Origin of the sequence: Candidatus Pelagibacter sp., assembly GCF_052049775.1 — a bacterium.
GTDB lineage: Bacteria > Pseudomonadota > Alphaproteobacteria > Pelagibacterales > Pelagibacteraceae > Pelagibacter.
The window spans coordinates 16,120-36,439 of the sequence record NZ_JBNGZH010000005.1 but is presented as its reverse complement, the minus strand read 5'-3'; the positions used below and the strand labels follow the sequence as shown (position 1 = coordinate 36,439).

Here is a 20,320-nt window from a genome sequence, read left to right as displayed (position 1 = left end):
TTTTCTCATAAATTAAAAACCCAACATGATAATTTCTTTTATCTAATTGATCTTGATATTTAAGCCAATATTGTAGATTTACTTCCGAAAACTTAATGTCATGTTCTAAATAACAAAAATATTCATAATCATTTTTTTGTTCTTCCATTAGTGATCGACATTTCCATGTTAAATAACCTTTATCCAAATCGTTATCATTTATTTGATGCTTAATTATTCTAGCATCTAATTTTTTATCATCTAAAAATTCATTGTGCGTATGCACAAAAATATCATTTTTAATTGAGAGTGTTTTTAAATTTTCAATATTCTCTTTTAAATAATCAAATCGTCGTAAATTTCTATGTCCCTCTTTTTTTTCGGGATTTGGATTGTAAAAAGGTATATGAATAGATATAGACATTATTTAGATTAAAATTATAAACAAATTTATAACATTTAATAATGAAAAAAATTCTTATAACAGGTGGTACTGGTTATCTAGGAAGAAATTTAGCTAATTTTTATAAGAAAAAATATAAAGTTTTTCTAGGTGCTCGTAATAATAAACAAAATTTCTTAGTAAAGAATTTAACGAATTGTGAAGTGGTGCCTTTAGATGTCTCTAATATTGAGTCGGTAAATGATTGTTTAAATTATACTAAACCTGATATCGTAATTCATGCTGCAGCTACCAAATTTGTCGACTTATCAGAAAAATTTCCTTTTGAATGTATTGATATAAATATACTTGGATCTACTAATATTGTTCGAGCCTGTATTAACAAAAAAGTTCCGACTGTAATAGGTGTCTCAACCGACAAAGCATCACCGCCAATCAAAAATATTTATGGTTTAAGTAAATCTTGTATGGAAAGACTTTTTTCATCAATAAAATCTTATAGTAAAACTAAATTTATTTGTGTGAGATATGGTAATGTAACATGGTCTACTGGATCTGTTCTACCAATTTGGAAACAAATGTATAAAAAAAATAAGACTATACTTACCACTGGTCCTTATATGAGGCGATTTTTTTTCTCAGTCAATGAAGCTGTAAGTTTAATTGATCAGGCTCTAAAACTTAAAAATAAATTAAATGGAAAAATTCTTTCAGCCGAAATGAAATCTGCAAAAATGATCGATTTTTTAAAAGTCTGGACAAAAAAATTTGGTGGTAAATATAAAATAATCCAATCTAGAAAAGGTGATCGACAAGATGAATATCTAATTGGTGAAGACGAGTTAAAATATGCCAAAGAGATGAAAATTAAGAATAGAAAATATTTTGTAATCGATTTTAATAATCTTTTAAAAAAACCACTTAAAGAAATAGTGTCTTCTGAAAATGCAAAGAGATTAGCGCAGTCTGAAATTGAAAAAATTATCAAGTTTGGTCTGAAATCTAATGACTTATAGAAAAATAAATCACGCTTTTATAATGGCAGCTGGACGTGGAACCAGATTAATGCCACTTACCAAAAAAATACCTAAAGGTTTAGTTAAATTTAAACAAACTTCATTAATAGCAAGGGGTATCAAAAGACTAAAAAAATATATAAATTTTGTTCATATTTCAGTTGGTTATAAAGGGCCTATTTTAGCTAAACATTTAATAGAAGAAAAAGTTTCGTCAATAATAAATACAGATAAAAAAGGTAATTCTTGGTGGATATTCAACTCTATATTTAAATCATTTAACTCTCCAATTTATGTCTTAACCTGCGACAACGTCACTAACATTGATTTTAAAAAACTTGAGAAAGATTATTATAAAAAAGGTCAGCCTCTATGCATGTTAATTCCAACAAAACCAATTAAAGGATTAGCGGGAGATTTTATTTTTAAAAAAAAAAATATTGTTAAAAAACTCTCAAGAACACAAAAATCTGATATTTACTGCACCGGTATTCAAATATTAAATCCAAAAAAAATAAACGATAAAATTAAACCAACTAATGACTTTAATATTCTCTGGAAAAAACTGATTAAAATCAGACAATTATATGTTTCTGATGTAATGCCAAAAAAATGGTACACAGTTGACAATTTAGATAACCTCAAAAAACTCAAAAAAATTTTTAAATAAATCTTTTAAGACTTTATGCTGTAACCCTTTTTAAGTAAGATAGAGACAATAATTACGCAAACCGACAAAAATAACACCATTAAACCTACACTAATCCAAATATTAAAATCTGATATGCCATAGAAAGAGTATCTAAGGCTACTAATTAGGTAAACAACTGGATTAAAATAAGTAACCACTTGCCAAAATTCAGGTAACATATCTAATGAATAAAGACTTCCACCTAAAAATACCATTGGTGTAATCACAAAAGATGGAATTATTGACATCTGTTCAAAGTCCTTGCTAACTAAACCAACTAAAAATCCAAATAATGCAAATGTAAAAGAAACGAGAACTAATAAAAAAATCATTAGTAATGGATATTGAACTTGTACATCAGCAAAAAATTGTGCTGATATAAAAATTACAAAACCAACAATCAGTGTTTTAGTAGCTCCAGCACTTACAAATGCCAATACAATTTCATAAGCGGATATAGGTGCAGCTAAAATCTCATAAATAGTCCCATTAAATTTTGGAAAAAATATTCCAAAAGAAGTATTACTTATTGATTGAGTTAATAGAGTTAACATTAGTAATCCTGGAACTATAAAAGATCCATAACTGATACCATCAATTTTTTGAACGTAACCACCAATTACAGAACCAAAAACAATAAAATATAATGATGTTGAGATTACTGGTGATAAAAGAGATTGACCTAAAGTTCGTCTAAATCTATCCATTTCATGGAAGTAAATAGCTTTAAATCCATAATAATTAATTTTCATTATTTTCCCTAACTAAAGTTACAAATATTTTTTCTAAATTACTTTGCTCTGTTTTTAAATCCCTCAATTTTAATCCTGAGTCTTTTATATCTTGTAAAAGATTTGTAATCCCTGTCTGTTTTTCTTCGAGGTTATAAGTGTAAACTAGCGACACTTTATTATTTCCAATAATTAAATTATATTTTTTTAATGAATCTGGAATATCTTGAATTTCCTCCTGTAATTCAACAGATAAAACCTTTCGACCCATTTTTTTTATAAGTTCTTTCTTTTGTTCTACAATAATAATTTCTCCTTGATTAATAACTCCCACTCGATCAGCAATCGCTTCGGCCTCTTCAATATAATGAGTTGTTAAAATAATTGTAACACCTATTTCTCTTAATGATTTTACCACCTTCCACATCTCTTGTCTTAATTCAACATCTACACCAGCAGTAGGTTCATCTAAAAATAAAATTTTTGGTTCATGAGACAATGCTTTAGCGATTAAAACCCTTCTTTTCATTCCACCTGATAATTTTCGCAAAATTAAATCTTTTTTGTCCCAAAGACTGAGTTGTTTTAAGACTTTTTCAATATGTGCTGGATCTGGTTTTTTTCCATACAAACCTCTTGAATACGAAACGTTATTAAAAACAGTTTCAAATTGCTCTAAGGTTAATTCTTGAGGAACAAGTCCTATACGTGATCTTGTTTCCCTATAATCTTCAATGATATCAAAGTCTTCAACTGTAACTTTTCCTGATGATGGTTTTACTATGCCACAAATAATGCTAATCAAAGTAGTTTTACCTGCACCATTAGGTCCAAGCATCGCAAAAATTTCTCCTTTTTTGATATTGAGGTTTATATTTTTTAAAGCATTAAAGCCATTATCATAAACCTTAGAGAGATCATTAATTACTATTTGATTTTCTGACATTCGGTCAGTTATATAACTATTAATTCACTTAATACAATCGACTAAAATTTGATCTTTTGAGCCTTAAGAACCAAAAAAGGTAAAAAAGTTGCAATGATAAATGATAAAAATAATAATGATTGGGATATAAACGGACTAAATATTTCTTTTGATAACAATATTCCAACTAATAAACTTTTTGAGAAATCTGGTGAGGGGAAAAATAAAAATCCAAATATAAGTCCAATAATGATTGATATATATGCATTTTTTTCATCAATCTTGTTATAAAAACTATAAAAAACTGTTAATACAAAAGCACAGCAAAATAAGTCAGCCAGTAAAAATAAATACAAAATATCAAAGCCATAAGATGCAATTACAAAACATATTATAGATAAAAAAATAATTATATATTTTGATAAATTTAAATAATTAGTCTTTTTTTTAAATTCAAATGTAGCTTTACCATCGACTATAATTAAACTTGATATTGCATTAATTAAGGTATCTACTGTGGAGATAGTTAATGCTAGACCTAAAATAATAATTACTATTGATAAAAATATTGCTTGTTCATTCAGTAATAAGTAAAAAAAACTAAGATCGGGCCTTATTGATGAATTGAGTGAAAAACCAACAAGTCCTGTAAAACCCATAAAAAAAACTATCGGCACAATTATCAAAAAAGATATAATCAAACTTTTTTTTAAAGTTTTATAATCTTTTGCTGCATAAATACGTTGCCAATTGCCTTGGTGAAATAGATTTGTTGCTGCTACAGCAATAAAAAAAGTTAAACCAGAAGTATAACCAGGCAAATAGGATCCGCTTAAAAGATGTGGGTTTTTTTCTTTTACAAAATCAAATGAAAATTTTGATCCTGTGAAAGACAAAACATAAATTAAAGAAATCAATAATAATGAACCAATGACAAACATTTGAATGTTATCAGTCAAAATTGAAGCTTTTAATCCACCATATAAAGTATAAGTTAAAGTACACAAGAGCACAATTAAAGCAGTGAACCAAAGTTCAGTACCTGAAATATAGTTAATCAAAACTGCAACCGCTGTAACTTCAGCACATAAGAAAATAAACATATAAAAAATTGTCATCAGCAAAATAAGTTTGAATAAACTTTTACCAAATTTTTTTCTTAAAAATTCAATGAGCGTGGAACCTTGAGGAAAATCTTTTCTAATTTTTTTTCCAAGATATATGAAAAAAAACATTGGAAAAGCTGTTCCAAGAGAATATCCAATTACCGCACCTAAACCTCCCCAAGTTGCAGCTGAAGCAGGACCAAAAAGAATCCAGGCTCCTAGTGCAGACGCTGTCAAACTTGTTGTTAATGAGAGAAATCCAATATTTCTATTTGCAGTTAAATAATTTTTTAACCCTTTATAGTTTTTAGAATAATAAATTCCAAATGATAAAAAAATTAAACATATAACAATTACTAAAGATAATGCGGTAGATTGATTTAAAAAATATGTTTTATCCATTGTTCCCTTTCTGAATTACCGGACAGGTTCATAGGGTTTAATCTCAGTCTGTTAAGACACCCCTTTAAACATATTAATTTATTTTATTTAATTAGAAAAGAGCAAATTAAAAATTCGAAATTAATTTAAATTGATTATAGTTTTATTTTATCAATTTGTGCGTGAGCTTCTTTAATTGATTTTTCATAATCTAGAGCCATTTGATCCGCACTAATTGTCTCAACTTTTTCTATACCAAAGAAATTCAAAATAAATTTCAACCAAGGAGTTAAAAAGTCTTCATTACTATTTAACTTAGTTCCTCCTGATGTAATTACTAAATAAGCTTTTTTATTTTTTAACAAACCTTCTCTTCTACCATTAGGTTTGAATTTAAATGTTTCTCCAATTCTTGCCGCCAAATCCGACCAAGCTTTTAAAGTTGCAGGAGGACCATAATTATAAATTGGTGCTGAAATAATTATAATATCGCTCTCTTTGAGTTCTTTTACGAGTTGATTGGAGAGCTCGAACATTTTTTTGTGATTTTCATTTTGATCTTTTTCGTCAATATTCATTCCAGACTCCGTTAAACCACTCACAAAAACCATTTCTTCATTAAGGTCTCTATATATAACCTCATCTTCAGGTTTTTTAATTTTTTCTAGTAACTTTTTAGCTAAAGCTCTTGAGGTCGAACCCTCTTTTCTAGCACTTGAGTCAATTTGATAAATTTTCATAAACAATCATCCAAAATTTTGCAAAAAAGGAAAAATATTAAGTAAATAATAACCTAATGCTTGTAACTGATTTGTTAATATTAATATACCGGTAATTAATAATATTACACCACCAATTTTTGAAATTAAATTAATGTTCTTTTTGAAATTTTTTGAAAAAATTAAAAATTTTTGAATTAAATAACCCGACAAAATAAATGGTAACGCAAGACCTAAAGAATAAAATGATAAAAGTATAATACCTCTATTGATACTCTCTTCTGTTGAGGCAAGTGCTAAGATTGATCCAAGAATAGGGCCTATGCATGGTGTCCAACCAAAAGCAAAAGCCATACCAATTAATATTGGGCTAAAAAAATTAGTGTTACTATTTGTGTGAAGTCTTTTTTCATAATTCAAAAATTTTAAATTTATAATTCCAATTAAATGTAAAGATAAAATACAGATTACTAGTCCAGCACCAATTCTTAATTCATTTGAATTTTGTAATAATACTTGGCCTAAAAAAGTTGAAGCAGCTCCAAAAATAATAAAAACAATTGAAAAACCAATTGTAAAAAGAATGATAGGAATTAAGTTTATATTTTTTTTTTCTATTAACTCATTTAATGAAGTACCAGAAATATAAGAGATATAACCAGGTATTAATGGTAATACACATGGGGATAAAAAACTTATCAAGCCCGCACCTAAAGCAATAAAAATTTCTAACATTGTATAAATAAAATTTATATTATTCCTTGTAAGGAACAACCAGGTGTTTTTGAGTACCAAGTTTATCTATGCCTAAAACTACTTCCTCTCCGCCTTTTAAAAACTGAGGTGGTTTCATATTCTCTCCAACACCCGGGGGTGTCCCAGTGCAACAAATATCACCTGGGTGTAAACTCATACACGAGCTCATATAAGAAACTAAAGTTTTAATATCAAAAATCATTTTACTTGTATTTCCAGTTTGCATCCTTTTCCCATTTACATCTAAAAACATATTTAAATTTTGATAGTCTGGTAATTCATCTGTAGTAACTATGAATGGGCCTATTGGACCGAAAGTATCAAAACCCTTTCCTTTATCCCAAGTTAAACCTCTATTCTTTTGAAAATCCCTTTCACTCACATCATTAACTAGAAAAAAACCAAGAACATGGTCTAAGGCGTTTCCAATACTAACATTTGTAGCTTTTTTTCCAATTACAAAACCAATTTCAACTTCCCAATCGGTATGATTAGATCCCTTAGGAACAATGATAGGATCGTTTGGCCCAGTAATACAACTAGTGAATTTTGAGAAAATAATCGGTTCTTTTGGTATTGGCAAATTTTGTTCTTCGGCATGATCTTTAAAATTTAAACCAATACCAATAAATTTTGATGGATTAGAAACGCATGCGCCTATTCTAGAACTTGAATCAAGCTTTGGTAAAGTTGAAATATCAGTTTTTTTGATTTTCTCTAAAGTATCAAAATTTAATGTGTCAGGGTTTAAATCATTAATTATTGATGACAAGTCTCGGTAATTGTTTTCACTATCTATGATTGCTGGTTTTTCTTCTCCAACACTACCTATTCTACATAATTTCATATTTCTCTTCCTAGACTTAAATAATTAGCTTCTTTTGTAGTAAATGAATTTTATTCACTAGTCAATAATTTGTGGTTCTTGCTAATCGAGCTGCACCCCGAACACCGCTTGCATCACCAAATTTGGGTTTTAAAAAAGTCCCCTCAAATTCACCCCCTGCTACAAATTTTTTCATTTTTTGTTTAATTTCATCTAAAAAATTTATTTCGTTAGATACCCCGCCCCCGAAAACAAACACATCTGGATCAATAATATTAACAACAGTGGCCAAAGACATAGCGAGTTGATCTTTATATTTATCAATTAATTTTTCTGCATCTAAATCAAGTTTTCTATGCATCTCAAATATCTTTTGGGCAGATAAATCTTTTTTAAACTCGTTTTTGAACGCTTTAGAAATACCTATACCCGCAACAAAGTTTTCTATTTCCCCAGCTCTTAAATTGGTTTTTTTTATTTGAACACCTTCAATACAAGCGCTCGGTATTTGATTATGCCCCCATTCTCCAGTAATCCCATTAGGTCCATTGACAATTCGTTTATCTATAACTAAACCGCCTCCAACACCAGATCCAAGAATTACCCCAAAAACTATTTTATAATGTTTTCCAGAACCATCTATTGCTTCTGATAAAGCAAAACAGTTTGCATCATTTTCACAATAAATTTCTTTACCAATCTCACTCCGTAAATCTCTTTGTAAAGGTTTGCCATTTATCCAAAAAGAATTAGGCGCATTTTTAACTAGTCCTGTTTGAATAGAATGAATCCCTGGATGACATACACCCACTGGTAATTCTTTACCAGCTTTACGCTCAAGTTCGATAACTATTTTTTTAATTATAGATAATGTATCTTTATAATTTTTTGGAACTTCAGTTCTTTCTCTATGATGCTCATTGCCAACATTATCTAATAACACATACTCTATCTTACTTGCCCCAAGATCAATACCAATCTGCATATTTTATCTCATTAATTTATTTATTTCTTTATTAATAAAAAGTTTTGGAATTTTACATGTTGTACTAAGTCTAATTGGTTTATTTGTTTTAGCAGATTGCATAGTTGATTGTATCAAGTCAAGAACATGCAAAGATACTTCTCCATTGCATCTATGTATCTTTTTTTTATCAATACAATAAGCCATTTCTGCAAGACCAACTCCTCTGTAATTTGCGTTAGTAGGTGACTCATTTGCTCTAGAACTTTGCGTTCTAATATTAATTTTTCCTAGTGGCATTTGATTTGTTTTAAATTCTCTCCATGGGCTTCCTAATTTTTTACATACATAAACTGAACCACCAAACATATTAGGATCTGGCACAATCATTGAACCTTTGGTTCCATAAAGTTCGATATGATTTCTTTGATGGGCTATAACATCAAAAGATAAAGTGAGTCTGATTATGCTTCCATTTTTAAATATAATTGTTGTAAAATATGTCGTCGGACAATCTACCTTAATTCTTTTTCCTTTTTTTGGACCAATACCAATTGTTCTAAATCGTGAACCTTTCATTAAACTTGCTGCTTTTACTTCTTTGGCTGGACCCAATAAATTTACTAATGCAGTAAGATAATAAGGTCCCATATCAATTACTGGACCACCTTCTTTTTTTGCAAACCATGGTTCTGGGTCTGGATGGTAAGATTGAACCCCTGGAAAAGCAAAAATCGCATTACCTAAATTTACTTTGCCTATACTTTTACTTTCTAATAATTCTTTCGATTTTTGATTGCCTCCTCCTAAAAAAGTATCTGGAGCATTTCCTAAATATAATTTTTTTTTTTTTGAGAGCTTTAGTAATTCTTTTCCGTCTTTTAAATTAATTGCTAATGGTTTTTCTGAGTATACATGTTTTCCATTTAACAAAGACTTTTTTGCAATTTGGTAATGAACTTTTGGAGGGGTTAGATTTAATATTATTTCAACCTGTTTATCTTTAAGTAAATTACTTACAGAAACTGCTTTAATTTTATAAATTTTAGCACATTTCTTAGCTGCTTTTTCTTTAATATCTGCACATTTAATGATCTTAAAATTTTTAAAATATTTGTGAGCTCTGAAATATGTTTCTGCGATATGACCACAACCAATTAAGCCAACTTTAAATACTTTGCTCATTAGGGTTATACTCCCTGTCTTTGTTTTGCTTTACCATCTTTGTGTAATTTTAGAGCTTTTTCATTTTCTTTGGTTTTGGGAATTTCTAAAGTTGGACTTTCCCAATAAGCTGATCCTTCAAGCCATTGATACGAATGAGTTTTGATTGAAATAACGTAAGTCACTTTTGATTTCTTCGCTCTTTTAAAAGCTTCCTCTAATTCACTGATAGAACTTACCTCTTCAGACTTTGCCCCCATACTTTCTGCATGTTTTGCAAAATTTACTTTTACTAAATTCGAAACATTTGAACTCTCAAACAAACAATTAAATTCTTTTCCACCTTTAAATAATTGAAGTCTATTAATGACAGCGTGACCACCATTATCACAGACAATTACAATTAGTTTATTATTAGTTATTACAGATGAATATATATCTGAATTATAAAGTAAATATGATCCATCACCTACAAATGTGATAACTTCTTTGTTTGGGTTGGCCATTTTAATTCCTAAAGCTCCAGAAATTTCATAACTCATACAACTAAAGCCCCACTCTGTTTCATGAGTATTAAGTTCTCTTGGTCTCCAAATTTGAACAACTTCACCTACCAAACCTCCAGCTGCAGTGACAGCGATATCACTTGGATCAGAGTTTCTATAAATAGCACCAACTGCATGAGCATAACTTGGGAGTTTTTGATTAGTTGATCCACTTTCTTTATCAACATATTCATTCCAAGATTTAAGTTCATCTCTGGATTTTTTATGCCATTCCTCGGATGCTTTCCAATCACCTAAAGCTTGTGATAGTTCATTTAGAGAAACTTTTGCATCTCCAATAATTGATTGTGCCATATGCTTACTAGCATCAAATCTTGCAACATTAATTGATACTAATGAAAAATTTGGATTTTCAAAATTGGACCATGACCCAGTTGTGAAATCTCCTAACTTAGTTCCAATAGCAATCGCTAAATCAGTTTTTTTTGCAAAGTTGTTTGCTGCTTTTCCTCCTAAACCTCCAATAGGTCCTAAAAAATGAGAATGATCTCTTTTCATTGAAGAATAACCCATTACAGTTTGTGTTACGGGTATATTGTGTTTAACTGCAAAAGTAGAAAGTTCCTCCATTGCATCTGAGTAAAAAACACCTCCACCAGAAATTATGATTGGATTTTTTGATTTTTTAATTTTTTCGGCTGCCTCTTTAATTTGAAAATCATCAGGTCTTGGTCTTCGTATATTATGGATTTTTTCTTTAAAAAATTCCTCAGGATAATCAAAAATTTCTCCTTGTATATCCTGACATAACGATATGCATACTGGACCACAATCAGCTGGGTCTAATAAAACTTGTACTGCTTGGGGAAATGTTTGTAAAATTTGTTCTGGTCTGGTTATTCTATCAAAATATTTTGTAACTGGTTTAAAAGCATCATTTTGAGTAATTCCTGGATTATTAAAATGTTCTACTTGTTGTAAAACTGGATCAGGCATCCTATTTGCGTAAGTATCACCCGGAAGAAATAAAATTGGCAGTCTATTACTCATCGCAACTGCTGCAGCTGTTACCATATTTGTAGAACCAGGACCTACAGAACTTGTTGCTACAAATACTTGTTTTCTTCTTTTTGCTCTAGCGTAAGCAATTCCTGTTAAAGCCATGTTTTGCTCATGATGACCTCTATAAGTTGGAAGTTTATCTTTATTTTCCTCTAAAGCTTGTCCTAAACAAGCTACATTACCATGACCAAATATTCCAAAAGCACCAGCGAATAAAGGTTCTTTTTTACCATCGATAAGAATTTTTTGAGAAGTCAGGAACTTTACAATTGCATGAGCACATGTAAGCTTTATTTTTTTCATAATTGTAGATATATTCTCTTAAAATTTCGCTTAATTAACCATAAAATAAAAATTATGTATAGTAAATTTGGGCAGTTCATAGATGGTAAGTGGCAACAAGCGGAAAAAAAAGAAACTTACGATGTTATAAATCCTGCTACAGAAGAAATTATTGGCCAAGCGTCTAAGGCGTCTTCAGCAGATGTTCAAAAAGCTCTTATATCTGCAGAGAAAGGTTTGGAAGTTTGGAAAAACACTTTACCTTGGCAGAGATCATATATTATTAGAAAAATTGCTGATCTTTTAAGAAAAAAACAAGATGTTTTAGCAAAATGGTTAACGATTGAAGTTGGAAAACCTTTAGCAGAGGGAATTGGCGAAACTGGTGGGGCTGCTGATATTTTTGAGTGGAATGCTGAGGAAACAAAAAGAATTTATGGACAAACAGTCGAAAGTCGATTTCCAGATACGAGAGTTCATGTTTATTATCAGCCAGTTGGAGTTGTAGCAGCTTTAGTGCCATGGAATTTTCCTTTAATTCTAGCAGCAAGAAAAATTTCAACAGCATTAGCTGCCGGATGTTCAGTAATTTGTAAGCCTGATGTAATTACTCCAGGAACAGTAATGGAGTTAGTAGATATTTGTAAAGAAGCGGGAGTCCCTCCTGGAGTTGTAAACTTATTATCAGGAGATCCTGAAAGTATTTCAAATGAGTTGTTGGAGTCTGATATTATTAAAAAGGTTTCAATTACTGGATCAACAAGAGTAGGAAAATTAATTTTAAAAAAAGCCGCAGACAAAGTTCAAAGAGTAACAATGGAGCTTAGTGGACACTCACCTTTTATAGTTTTTGATGATGTTGATATAAATAAAGTTGCAGATATGGCAATTACTGCAAAATTTAGAAATAATGGTCAAGTTTGTATTTCACCTAACAGATTTTATATACAAGAAAATAAAAAAGATGAATTCATTAATGCGTTTATTGAAAGAACAAAAAAATTAAAAATTGGAAATGGTTTAGATGAAGGAGTTCAATTAGGTCCATTAACAACTGCAAAAAGATTAGGAGAAATCGAAGAATTAGTTGAAACAACTAAAAAGGAAGGAGCAAAAGTTTTGTTGGGTGGAAAAAGACCCCAAGGTTTTAACAAAGGATATTTTTATGAGCCAACAGTTTTTGACAATGTAAAGGATAATTTTACAATAATGAAACAAGAACCATTTGGTCCACTAGTTCCAATGTTGTCATTTAAAACTTTTGATGAAGTAGTTGAGAGAGCTAATGATAATGACTTAGGATTATGTAGTTATATTTATACAAATTCTATGGACAAAGCTCACAGAGCTTCAGAATTAATGGAAACTGGTACTGTAGCGGTTAATACTCCTGCAGTTGCGATAGCTGAGGCACCTTTTGGTGGAATTAAACAAACTGGATATGGACGTGAAGGTGGTTCAATGGCAATTAAAGATTATCTTAATATAAAGTACACTCACCTTGGTTTGAAATCTTAAAATGAGGCCAAATAAAATAAAAAAGATGATGAGAGATGGTGAGCAAATAATTAATGGCTGGTTACAAATTCCTAGCTCTTTTTCAGCGGAAGTAATGTCTCATCAAGGTTGGGACTCGCTTACAATTGATATGCAACATGGTCTTATAGATTATCCAAATGCATTACAAATGCTGCAATCAATTTCATCTACGGATGTTACTCCTTTAGCAAGAGTAAACTGGAATGAACCAGGACAAATAATGAAAATTTTAGATGCAGGGTGCTACGGCGTAATTTGTCCAATGGTGAGCAACAAATTTGAAGCTGAAAAATTTGTTCAAGCATGCATGTATCCCCCTAAAGGGTATAGAAGTTTTGGACCAATTAGAGGATTAATTTATGGAGGTTCAGATTATGGAGATTTTGCAAATGATGAGATTTTAAAAATGGCAATGATAGAGACAAAAGAAGCCTTAGATAAATTAGATGAAATTATGAGTACGCCTGGAATAGATGGAATTTATATTGGACCTGCTGATTTAAGTCTGGCTATAGGTCAAAAACCAGCTTTTGATAATCGTGAAGGAAGTCCAACTTATGAAAAGATTTTGAATATCTTGGAACATGCAAAAAAAAATAAAATTTTTGCAGGTATTCATAATGCTAGTCCAGAGTATGCAAAAAAAATGCTTAATTTAGGATTTAATTTGGTAACCATTGGATCCGATCAAAGGTATATGAGTGCAGGTGCAAAAGATGCTGTATCTAAATTAAAATCAATCAAATCAAAAGAAGACTCTAAAGCTTACTAAATTTAAGTGTCAGATAAAAAAAAAATTTTGATAATTCAACCTATTCATAAAGCGGGGATAGATCTCATAAAGAATAACACAAATTACGATTATGAGATTATTGAAAATATAGATGACAAAGATATTAAACAAAAAATTTTGGAGTGTGATGGTCTATCAATTAGAACAGCAAATTTATCTAGCGAATTAATCAATATATCAAAAAAACTTAAGATTATATCTCGCCATGGCGTTGGGTACGACAATATTGATCTCAAGTCTTCTAAAGAAAAAAATATCACCTTGGCAATTACAGCTACAGCAAATGCTGTTGCGGTGGCAGAACATGTTATGTTTATGTTGCTCAATATATCAAAGAGAAAAAACATGTATGATGAGGCTGTTAAAACAGGAAATTTTTCTAATAGAAATAAACTTCCAAAAACGATTGAACTTTGGAAAAAAAATATTTTAATTGCTGGATTTGGTAGAATTGGTCAATCTTTAATTAGAAGATGCAAAGGATTTGAAATGAATGTTTTTGTTTATGATCCATTTGTTTCAAAAGATATTATTGAGGAATTGGGTGGAAAAAAAGTTGAAGATCTTACAGAAGCAGTAAAATCTATGGATGCCATCTCTTTACATATGCCTCTTAATGAAAAAACGAAAAATATTATCAATTATGACTTAATTAAAACAATGAGGAAAAATTGTATAATTATTAATGCTGCAAGAGGTGGAATGATTAATGAGAATGACTTAGATAAAGCATTAAATGAAAGTCTTATATTCGGTGCAGGTTTAGATGTTTTTGAAACAGAACCACCTAAAGAGGATAATCCTTTGTTAAAAAACAATAAAGTTTTTTTAAGTCCTCATACCGCTGCATTTACTGAGGAATGCATGATAAGAATGGGAAAAGAAACAATACAAAATATAATTGATTTTTTTGAAAAAAAATTAGACAAATCAAAAATTATTAAACTTTAATTATGCGAATAAATTTAAAAAATTTTGGACTATTAGAAGCATTAGTATTGTTATCATTGGTATATGTGGTTGGGATGTTGATTTGGACCGCAAGTACAAGGCCCGCAGTTGAAGCAAAAGCTAACTTAGTCAAAGAAAATCATAAGAAAGTAGTCGATTTTATCAATGGAGAAATAAATAATTGCGGGAATAATGATGAAGGTAAATTGACTGTTTGGGGTGATCCATGTAATGGCGAGTGGTCCTCATCCAAAGTTGTGAATTATATAAACAAAAATCTTAATATAGAGAATCCTTTTTCAGAGGATACTAAAGTAAAAACTGATCCTGATCCTAGAATTAAAGCAGAAGGTAAGGCGGGGCAATCAGTTGAGATGGGTGTTATATTTGTGATGTCATCAAATTTTTTACCTGATCCTGGATCTGAATGGGTTGTGGGTACTTGTTTTAAATCTCCATGTGTTGCTGCCGGAAATAATGAACTAACTTCACTCTATAGATAATCAATTTTTATAAATTTCAATTTCAGATTTTTTTAGTGTATCTGTTAGATAATTATAACCAATTTTTGCATACTCTAACGGATTTGCTTTTGCCGGATCCTGCTCTGCCTCAACCACCAACCATCCTGAATAATTATTATTTTTTAATACATTAAATAAAGGTTGATAATTAATACAACCATCTCCTGGTACTGTAAACGCACCCTCTAAGAAAGCACCTCTAAAACTTAAGTCCTCTTTTAAAGATTTTTCAAGAACTTGTTTTCTTATATCTTTACAATGGACGTGCAAAATTCTCTCATGATAATTTTGTAATAAGTATTTTGAGTCCCCTTTTGCAAATAACATGTGTCCTGTATCTAATGTTAATTTTACACTTTCATGAGTATTTTCTATAAGTCTTTCAGTATCTTTTTGAGTTTCAATTACTGTTCCCATGTGATGATGATATGCCAAAGGCATCCCTTCATCCTCTAAATATTTTCCTAGTTCAGAAATTTTTTCACAAAACTTCTGCCATTCATCCCTTTCCATTTGAGGCCGAGTTGATAATTTTCTATTAGGATCTCCTTGTATAGAGCCAGAAACTTCCGCGAAAACTATACAAGGTGCATCACAATCTTTAAATAAATCTAGTTGTTCTTGAATGGATTTTTTTTCTTCCTCAACAGAATTTTTTCTTAGATTAGCGCCATACCATCCTGAGCAAAGTTTAAGATTAAATTGATCTAATTTTGGAATTAATTCTGAAGATTTCTTTGGAAATTTTCCACCAGACTCTATGCCTATATAGCCTGCTTCATTGGCTTCTTTTAAACATTGTTCTAATGTGGTTTCACCACCTAACTCAGGCATGTCATCATTACTCCATGCGATAGGTGCAACTCCTAATTTTACTGACATAAGAAATTTTTTTAGTTAAGTTATTATTTTAATACAAATTTTAAATGATTGATATAGCTTTATTTGGACTTGGTAGAATTGGTATTATGCATGGAAAAAATTTAATGCGTAGTAAAGATTTTAATCTTAAATATATTTATGACATTGAACAAAAATTATCAAAAAGATATTCAAAAACATTAAAAACAAAAGCTATAAACAATCCATCTGTGGCTTATAAAGATAAAGATGTAAAAGCTATTTTTATTGCCTCAACAACATCGACACATATTAGATTTATTTTAGATTGTGTTAAAAATAGAAAAATTATCTTTTGTGAAAAACCGCTTGATTTAAGTATTAAAAAAATTGAGTCCTGTAAAAAAAAGATTAATAAATTAAATCCAAAAATACAATTAGGTTTTAATAGACGATATGATCCAACACACAATAATTTAAGAAAACAATTACTTAGTGGAAAAATAGGTAAATTAGAAAAAATTATTATCACTAGTCGTGATCCTGCCCCACCAACTATGAAATATCTAAAAGAATCTGGTGGTATTTTTAGAGATATGATGATCCATGATTTTGATCTTGTTAGATTCTATCTTGGTAATGATGAGCCTGTAAAAATAATAGCTTCTGGTAGCAACATATCAGACAAAAGATTTGATAAAATAAAAGATTTTGAATTAGCATCGACCATAATTAGATCTAGAGCTGGTGTTCAGTGCATAATAACTAATTCCAGACATTGTAGTTTCGGTTATGATCAAAGAATAGAATTATTTGGATCAAAAGGTATGTTAATTTCAGAAAATAAAAGACAAAACGAGACATCTTTATATTCTGCACAATCAACTTCGAACAAATCTCCTTTGCTTAATTTTTTTATTGAGAGATATAAAGATGCTTATAAAAATCAACTAAAGGATTTTGCGAAATATATAAGAAAGAAAATTCAACCTCTTGCAGGATTTGAAGAGGGAAGAAAAGCTCTGATAATTGCAAATGCAGCTCAAAAATCTTTACGATCAAAAAAGTTTGAAAAACTTAATTTTTAATTGAATCAACCCTCAGTAGAATACAACCTGTCTGCTTTACAACTAAATAATATTTTGATTAGATTTTATTTTTAAAAGTTAACTTTAATAAGAGGAAAATAATGAAAACAATAAAAAACTTTATATTAGCTTTAGCTGCATGGGCAATGATGTCTGTATCTGCTTTAGCTGTAGATATAATTGTGGTTTCTCATGGTCAAGCAAACGATCCTTTCTGGTCAGTTGCTAAAAATGGAGTTGATGCTGGATGTAAAGACATGGGAGTGTCTTGCAAATACACAGCACCAGCTACTTTTGACATGGTAGAAATGGCAAAATTAATTGATAATGCTGTATCACAAAAACCAAAAGGTATAGTGATCACATTACCAGATGCTGCTGCTTTAGGAAAATCAGTTAAAGCTGCAATTGCTGCTGGTATTCCAGTAATATCAATGAACTCTGGATCTGATGATTATGCATCTTTAGGAATTAGTGCACACGTTGGACAAACTGAGTTTGAAGCAGGTGTAGGTGGTGGACAAAAAATGAAAGCTGCTGGTGGGAAAAAAGCATTATGTGTTAACCATGAGGTAGGAAACGTTGCACTTGATAGAAGATGTGCTGGTTTCAAAAAAGGTTTTGGTGGATCTGTTGATATTTTAGGTACATCAAATGACCCAACAGAAATTCAAAAAGCTGTTGCTGCAAAATTAGGTGGTGGCTATGACACTATTCTAACTTTAGGTGCTGGATTATCTGGTGAAGCAGCTTTGAAAGCACTTGAGTCAGCTGGAAAAGTTGGTTCTGTAAGATTAGGAACATTTGATATGTCTCCAAATATGTTAAAAGCTGCTGCTGCAGGAAAAGTAGAGTTTTTAATTGACCAACAGCAATATCTACAAGGATATTTACCAATAGCTATCTTTGGACAATATATGAGATGGGGAACAATGCCAGCAGGTGTAGTAATGACTGGACCTGGGTTTGTTACTCCTGACAATGCGTCTAAAGTAATTAAATGGGCAGCTCAAGGTTATAGATAAAAATATGAATTAAAGGCCTGACTAGTATTAGTCGGGCCTTTTTTTTAGTCATCTTTAAATTATAATTTTTATATGTCTGTAAAATCAGAGAGTATTCAATCTAAAAAAGATAGTGGACAAGATGAAAGACTTAAAAAAATTTCACCTCTAAGAGTTTTATTAAACAGACCAGAGCTTGGTGCTTTGGGCGGCTCAATTTTAGTTTTTATTTTTTTTGGAATAGTTGCTGGTGACACTGGAATGTTTAGCGCTTATGGGACATTAAATTTTTTAGATGTTTCAGCTAATTTAGGAATTATTGCTATTGCTGCTGCAATGTTAATGATTGGTGGAGAGTTTGATTTATCAATTGGATCAATGATTGGTTTTGCAGGAATCTGTATCGCTATACCTGCAATTTATTGGGGCTGGCCTTTATGGACGAGTATTATTTTTGCTTTTGCTATGGCAGTACTAATTGGGTATTTCAATGGTATAATGGTAGTAAAAACTGGTCTTCCATCCTTCATAGTAACTCTTGCAATGTTGTTCATTTTAAGAGGGGCAACTTTGGCTATTACGAGATTAATTACAGGAAGAACTCAAGTACCAGGATTAAGAGTTTTAATAGAGGATGATCCAATCGCTTGGTTGTTTGCAACAGATACTTTTCAATGGTTATTCTCATGGCTAGGATCGATGAAATTAATTGCACTGAGAACTGACGGCACACCATTAGCTACAGGTATTCCACCATCAGTAATATGGTTTATTGCTCTTACATTATTTGCGACTTGGATACTTATGAAAACTAGATATGGAAATTGGATATTTGCATCAGGTGGAGATAAAGTTGGTGCTACAAATGTTGGTGTGCCTGTTGGAAGAGTAAAAATAAGTCTATTCATTGGAACAGCTGTAGCATCGACAATATTTGCTTGTATTCAAGTTTTAGATGCAGGTTCTGCAGATACTATGAGAGGAACTTTAAAAGAATTGGAAGCAATAGCAGCTGCCGTGGTTGGCGGCTGTCTTTTGACTGGAGGTTATGGCTCTGCCATCGGAGCAGCATTGGGCGCTATTATTTTTGGTACTGTATCAATGGGAATTTTTTATACAGACGTTGATACTGATTGGTTTAAGGTTTTTTTAGGTGCAATGATGTTAATCGCAGTTGTATTCAACAATTATATTAGAAAAAAGGTTACGGAGACCAAGTAATGTCTGAATATTTAGTTCAATTCAATAATATAAGTAAATTTTTTGGTAAAGTGATTGCTTTGAAAGACGTCACCATGAAGCTAAAAAAAGGCGAAATAATGTGCTTACTTGGTGACAATGGAGCTGGAAAATCTACTTTGATAAAAACTTTAGCAGGGGTTCATAAGCCTGATGAAGGTGAAATTATTTTTGAGGATCAAAAAATAGTTTTTGACTCACCACGAGATGCTTTGGATATTGGGATAGGTACTGTTTATCAAGATTTAGCATTAGTTTCTCTTATGAGTGTTACTAGAAATTTTTTTATGGGTAGAGAGCCACAAAAAGGTTTACCTTTTTTTAAAACTTTTGATATTGAAAAAGCAAACACTATAGCTGCAGAAAGAATGGGACAAATAGGTATCGATGTGAGAGACCCATCACAAGCTGTCGGTACGATGTCTGGAGGTGAAAGACAATGTCTCGCTATTTCTAGAGCAATTTATTTTGGAGCAAAAGTTTTAGTATTAGATGAACCAACGTCAGCATTAGGTGTGCATCAAGCTTCAATGGTCCTGAAATATATTGTTAAAGCAGCATCGCAAGGTTTAGCTGTAATTTTAATAACACACAACGTTCATCATGCTTATCCTGTTGGAAATAGTTTTACAGTTTTAAATCGAGGAAAAAGTATGGGAACATTTCAAAAAAAAGATATATCTAGAGAAAAACTTTTAAGCATGATGGCAGGTGGTGAGGAATTAGATAAGTTAGAAGTCGAACTTAAAGAAATGGACCGAATAGAAAATAATTAGACAAATATACCACTTCTACATACATAAATTTTGCTGTAGTATTTTTAAATAAAGA

At 30.8% G+C, this 20,320-nt stretch carries 21 protein-coding genes; 10 read left to right on the top strand and 11 right to left on the bottom strand.

Annotated elements, in window-relative coordinates:
- Window positions 1-403: hypothetical protein (locus ACTT83_RS01030; RefSeq protein WP_440918379.1), on the bottom strand; the 403-nt coding region annotated here is incomplete at its 3' end.
- Between the two features lie 41 nt (window positions 404-444).
- On the opposite strand from ACTT83_RS01030, the gene ACTT83_RS01025 reads away from it, so the two are divergent.
- Both ACTT83_RS01025 and ACTT83_RS01020 read left to right on the top strand, forming a co-directional pair.
- A complete protein-coding gene (locus ACTT83_RS01025) occupies window positions 445-1,398 on the top strand; it encodes an SDR family NAD(P)-dependent oxidoreductase (protein ID WP_440918378.1) in 954 nt (317 codons plus the stop codon).
- Window positions 1,388-2,068, top strand: coding sequence for a nucleotidyltransferase family protein (locus ACTT83_RS01020; protein ID WP_440918377.1), 681 nt, complete (start codon window positions 1,388-1,390; stop codon window positions 2,066-2,068). The genes ACTT83_RS01025 and ACTT83_RS01020 overlap by 11 nt, the downstream gene beginning before the upstream one ends.
- Before the next feature lie 5 nt (window positions 2,069-2,073).
- Here ACTT83_RS01020 and ACTT83_RS01015 read toward each other — a convergent pair whose 3' ends face one another.
- From ACTT83_RS01015 to iolD, 9 genes are all read right to left on the bottom strand, one after another.
- Window positions 2,074-2,841: an ABC transporter permease gene (locus ACTT83_RS01015; RefSeq protein WP_440918376.1), complete on the bottom strand. Its 768-nt coding sequence runs from the start codon at window positions 2,839-2,841 to the stop codon at window positions 2,074-2,076.
- Window positions 2,831-3,766 carry an ABC transporter ATP-binding protein gene (locus ACTT83_RS01010; protein WP_440918375.1) on the bottom strand — a complete coding sequence of 312 codons (936 nt, stop codon included), beginning with the start codon at window positions 3,764-3,766 and terminating at the stop codon, window positions 2,831-2,833. Before ACTT83_RS01010 ends, ACTT83_RS01015 begins: the two co-directional genes overlap by 11 nt.
- A gap of 41 nt (window positions 3,767-3,807) precedes the next feature.
- Window positions 3,808-5,253 carry a sodium:solute symporter family transporter gene (locus tag ACTT83_RS01005; RefSeq protein WP_440918374.1) on the bottom strand — a complete coding sequence of 482 codons (1,446 nt, stop codon included), beginning with the start codon at window positions 5,251-5,253 and terminating at the stop codon, window positions 3,808-3,810.
- A 134-nt stretch (window positions 5,254-5,387) separates the two neighbouring features.
- Window positions 5,388-5,972, bottom strand: a complete 585-nt coding sequence (locus ACTT83_RS01000; protein WP_440917833.1) for an FMN-dependent NADH-azoreductase — start codon at window positions 5,970-5,972, stop codon at window positions 5,388-5,390.
- Between the two features lie 6 nt (window positions 5,973-5,978).
- The gene (locus tag ACTT83_RS00995; protein ID WP_440918373.1) at window positions 5,979-6,686 is read right to left on the bottom strand and encodes a cytochrome c biogenesis CcdA family protein; all 708 of its coding nucleotides are present in this window, start codon (window positions 6,684-6,686) and stop codon (window positions 5,979-5,981) included.
- Between the two features lie 19 nt (window positions 6,687-6,705).
- Complete coding sequence (locus ACTT83_RS00990) at window positions 6,706-7,554, bottom strand: fumarylacetoacetate hydrolase family protein (RefSeq protein WP_440918372.1); 849 nt, start codon at window positions 7,552-7,554, stop codon at window positions 6,706-6,708.
- 61 nt (window positions 7,555-7,615) lie between these two features.
- Complete coding sequence (locus ACTT83_RS00985) at window positions 7,616-8,518, bottom strand: ROK family protein (protein ID WP_440918371.1); 903 nt, start codon at window positions 8,516-8,518, stop codon at window positions 7,616-7,618.
- 3 nt (window positions 8,519-8,521) lie between these two features.
- Window positions 8,522-9,682: a Gfo/Idh/MocA family protein gene (locus tag ACTT83_RS00980; RefSeq protein ID WP_440918370.1), complete on the bottom strand. Its 1,161-nt coding sequence runs from the start codon at window positions 9,680-9,682 to the stop codon at window positions 8,522-8,524.
- A gap of 5 nt (window positions 9,683-9,687) precedes the next feature.
- Window positions 9,688-11,532, bottom strand: coding sequence for a 3D-(3,5/4)-trihydroxycyclohexane-1,2-dione acylhydrolase (decyclizing) (iolD, locus tag ACTT83_RS00975; protein ID WP_440918369.1), 1,845 nt, complete (start codon window positions 11,530-11,532; stop codon window positions 9,688-9,690).
- 54 nt (window positions 11,533-11,586) lie between these two features.
- Here iolD and ACTT83_RS00970 point away from each other — a divergent pair, with 54 nt between their 5' ends.
- The 4 genes from ACTT83_RS00970 to ACTT83_RS00955 are packed head-to-tail and all read left to right on the top strand — an operon-like array spanning window position 11,587 to window position 15,297.
- Window positions 11,587-13,029 carry an NAD-dependent succinate-semialdehyde dehydrogenase gene (locus ACTT83_RS00970; RefSeq protein ID WP_440918368.1) on the top strand — a complete coding sequence of 481 codons (1,443 nt, stop codon included), beginning with the start codon at window positions 11,587-11,589 and terminating at the stop codon, window positions 13,027-13,029.
- A 1-nt stretch (window position 13,030) separates the two neighbouring features.
- Window positions 13,031-13,822, top strand: coding sequence for an HpcH/HpaI aldolase family protein (locus ACTT83_RS00965; RefSeq protein WP_440918367.1), 792 nt, complete (start codon window positions 13,031-13,033; stop codon window positions 13,820-13,822).
- Between the two features lie 6 nt (window positions 13,823-13,828).
- Window positions 13,829-14,794, top strand: coding sequence for an NAD(P)-dependent oxidoreductase (locus ACTT83_RS00960; RefSeq protein ID WP_440918366.1), 966 nt, complete (start codon window positions 13,829-13,831; stop codon window positions 14,792-14,794).
- 2 nt (window positions 14,795-14,796) lie between these two features.
- Window positions 14,797-15,297, top strand: coding sequence for a hypothetical protein (locus ACTT83_RS00955; RefSeq protein ID WP_440918365.1), 501 nt, complete (start codon window positions 14,797-14,799; stop codon window positions 15,295-15,297).
- Here the strand turns inward: ACTT83_RS00955 and iolE are convergent, their stop codons facing one another.
- Complete coding sequence (gene iolE, locus ACTT83_RS00950) at window positions 15,298-16,200, bottom strand: myo-inosose-2 dehydratase (protein ID WP_440918364.1); 903 nt, start codon at window positions 16,198-16,200, stop codon at window positions 15,298-15,300.
- Window positions 16,201-16,244: 44 nt separating this feature from the next.
- On the opposite strand from iolE, the gene iolG reads away from it, so the two are divergent.
- The 4 genes from iolG (at window position 16,245) to ACTT83_RS00930 (ending at window position 20,265) form a co-directional block, all read left to right on the top strand.
- Window positions 16,245-17,246: an inositol 2-dehydrogenase gene (gene iolG / locus ACTT83_RS00945; protein ID WP_440918363.1), complete on the top strand. Its 1,002-nt coding sequence runs from the start codon at window positions 16,245-16,247 to the stop codon at window positions 17,244-17,246.
- Window positions 17,247-17,347: 101 nt separating this feature from the next.
- Entirely contained in the window at window positions 17,348-18,271 is a 924-nt protein-coding gene (locus ACTT83_RS00940) for a sugar ABC transporter substrate-binding protein (protein ID WP_440917822.1), read from the top strand.
- A 72-nt stretch (window positions 18,272-18,343) separates the two neighbouring features.
- On the top strand, window positions 18,344-19,471 hold the full coding sequence (locus tag ACTT83_RS00935) for an ABC transporter permease (RefSeq protein WP_440918362.1): 1,128 nt from the start codon (window positions 18,344-18,346) through the stop codon (window positions 19,469-19,471).
- Window positions 19,471-20,265 (top strand): ATP-binding cassette domain-containing protein, encoded by a 795-nt coding sequence (locus ACTT83_RS00930; RefSeq protein WP_440917821.1) that lies wholly within the window; start codon window positions 19,471-19,473, stop codon window positions 20,263-20,265. The genes ACTT83_RS00935 and ACTT83_RS00930 overlap by 1 nt, the downstream gene beginning before the upstream one ends.
- The last annotated feature ends 55 nt before the right edge of the window (window positions 20,266-20,320 follow it).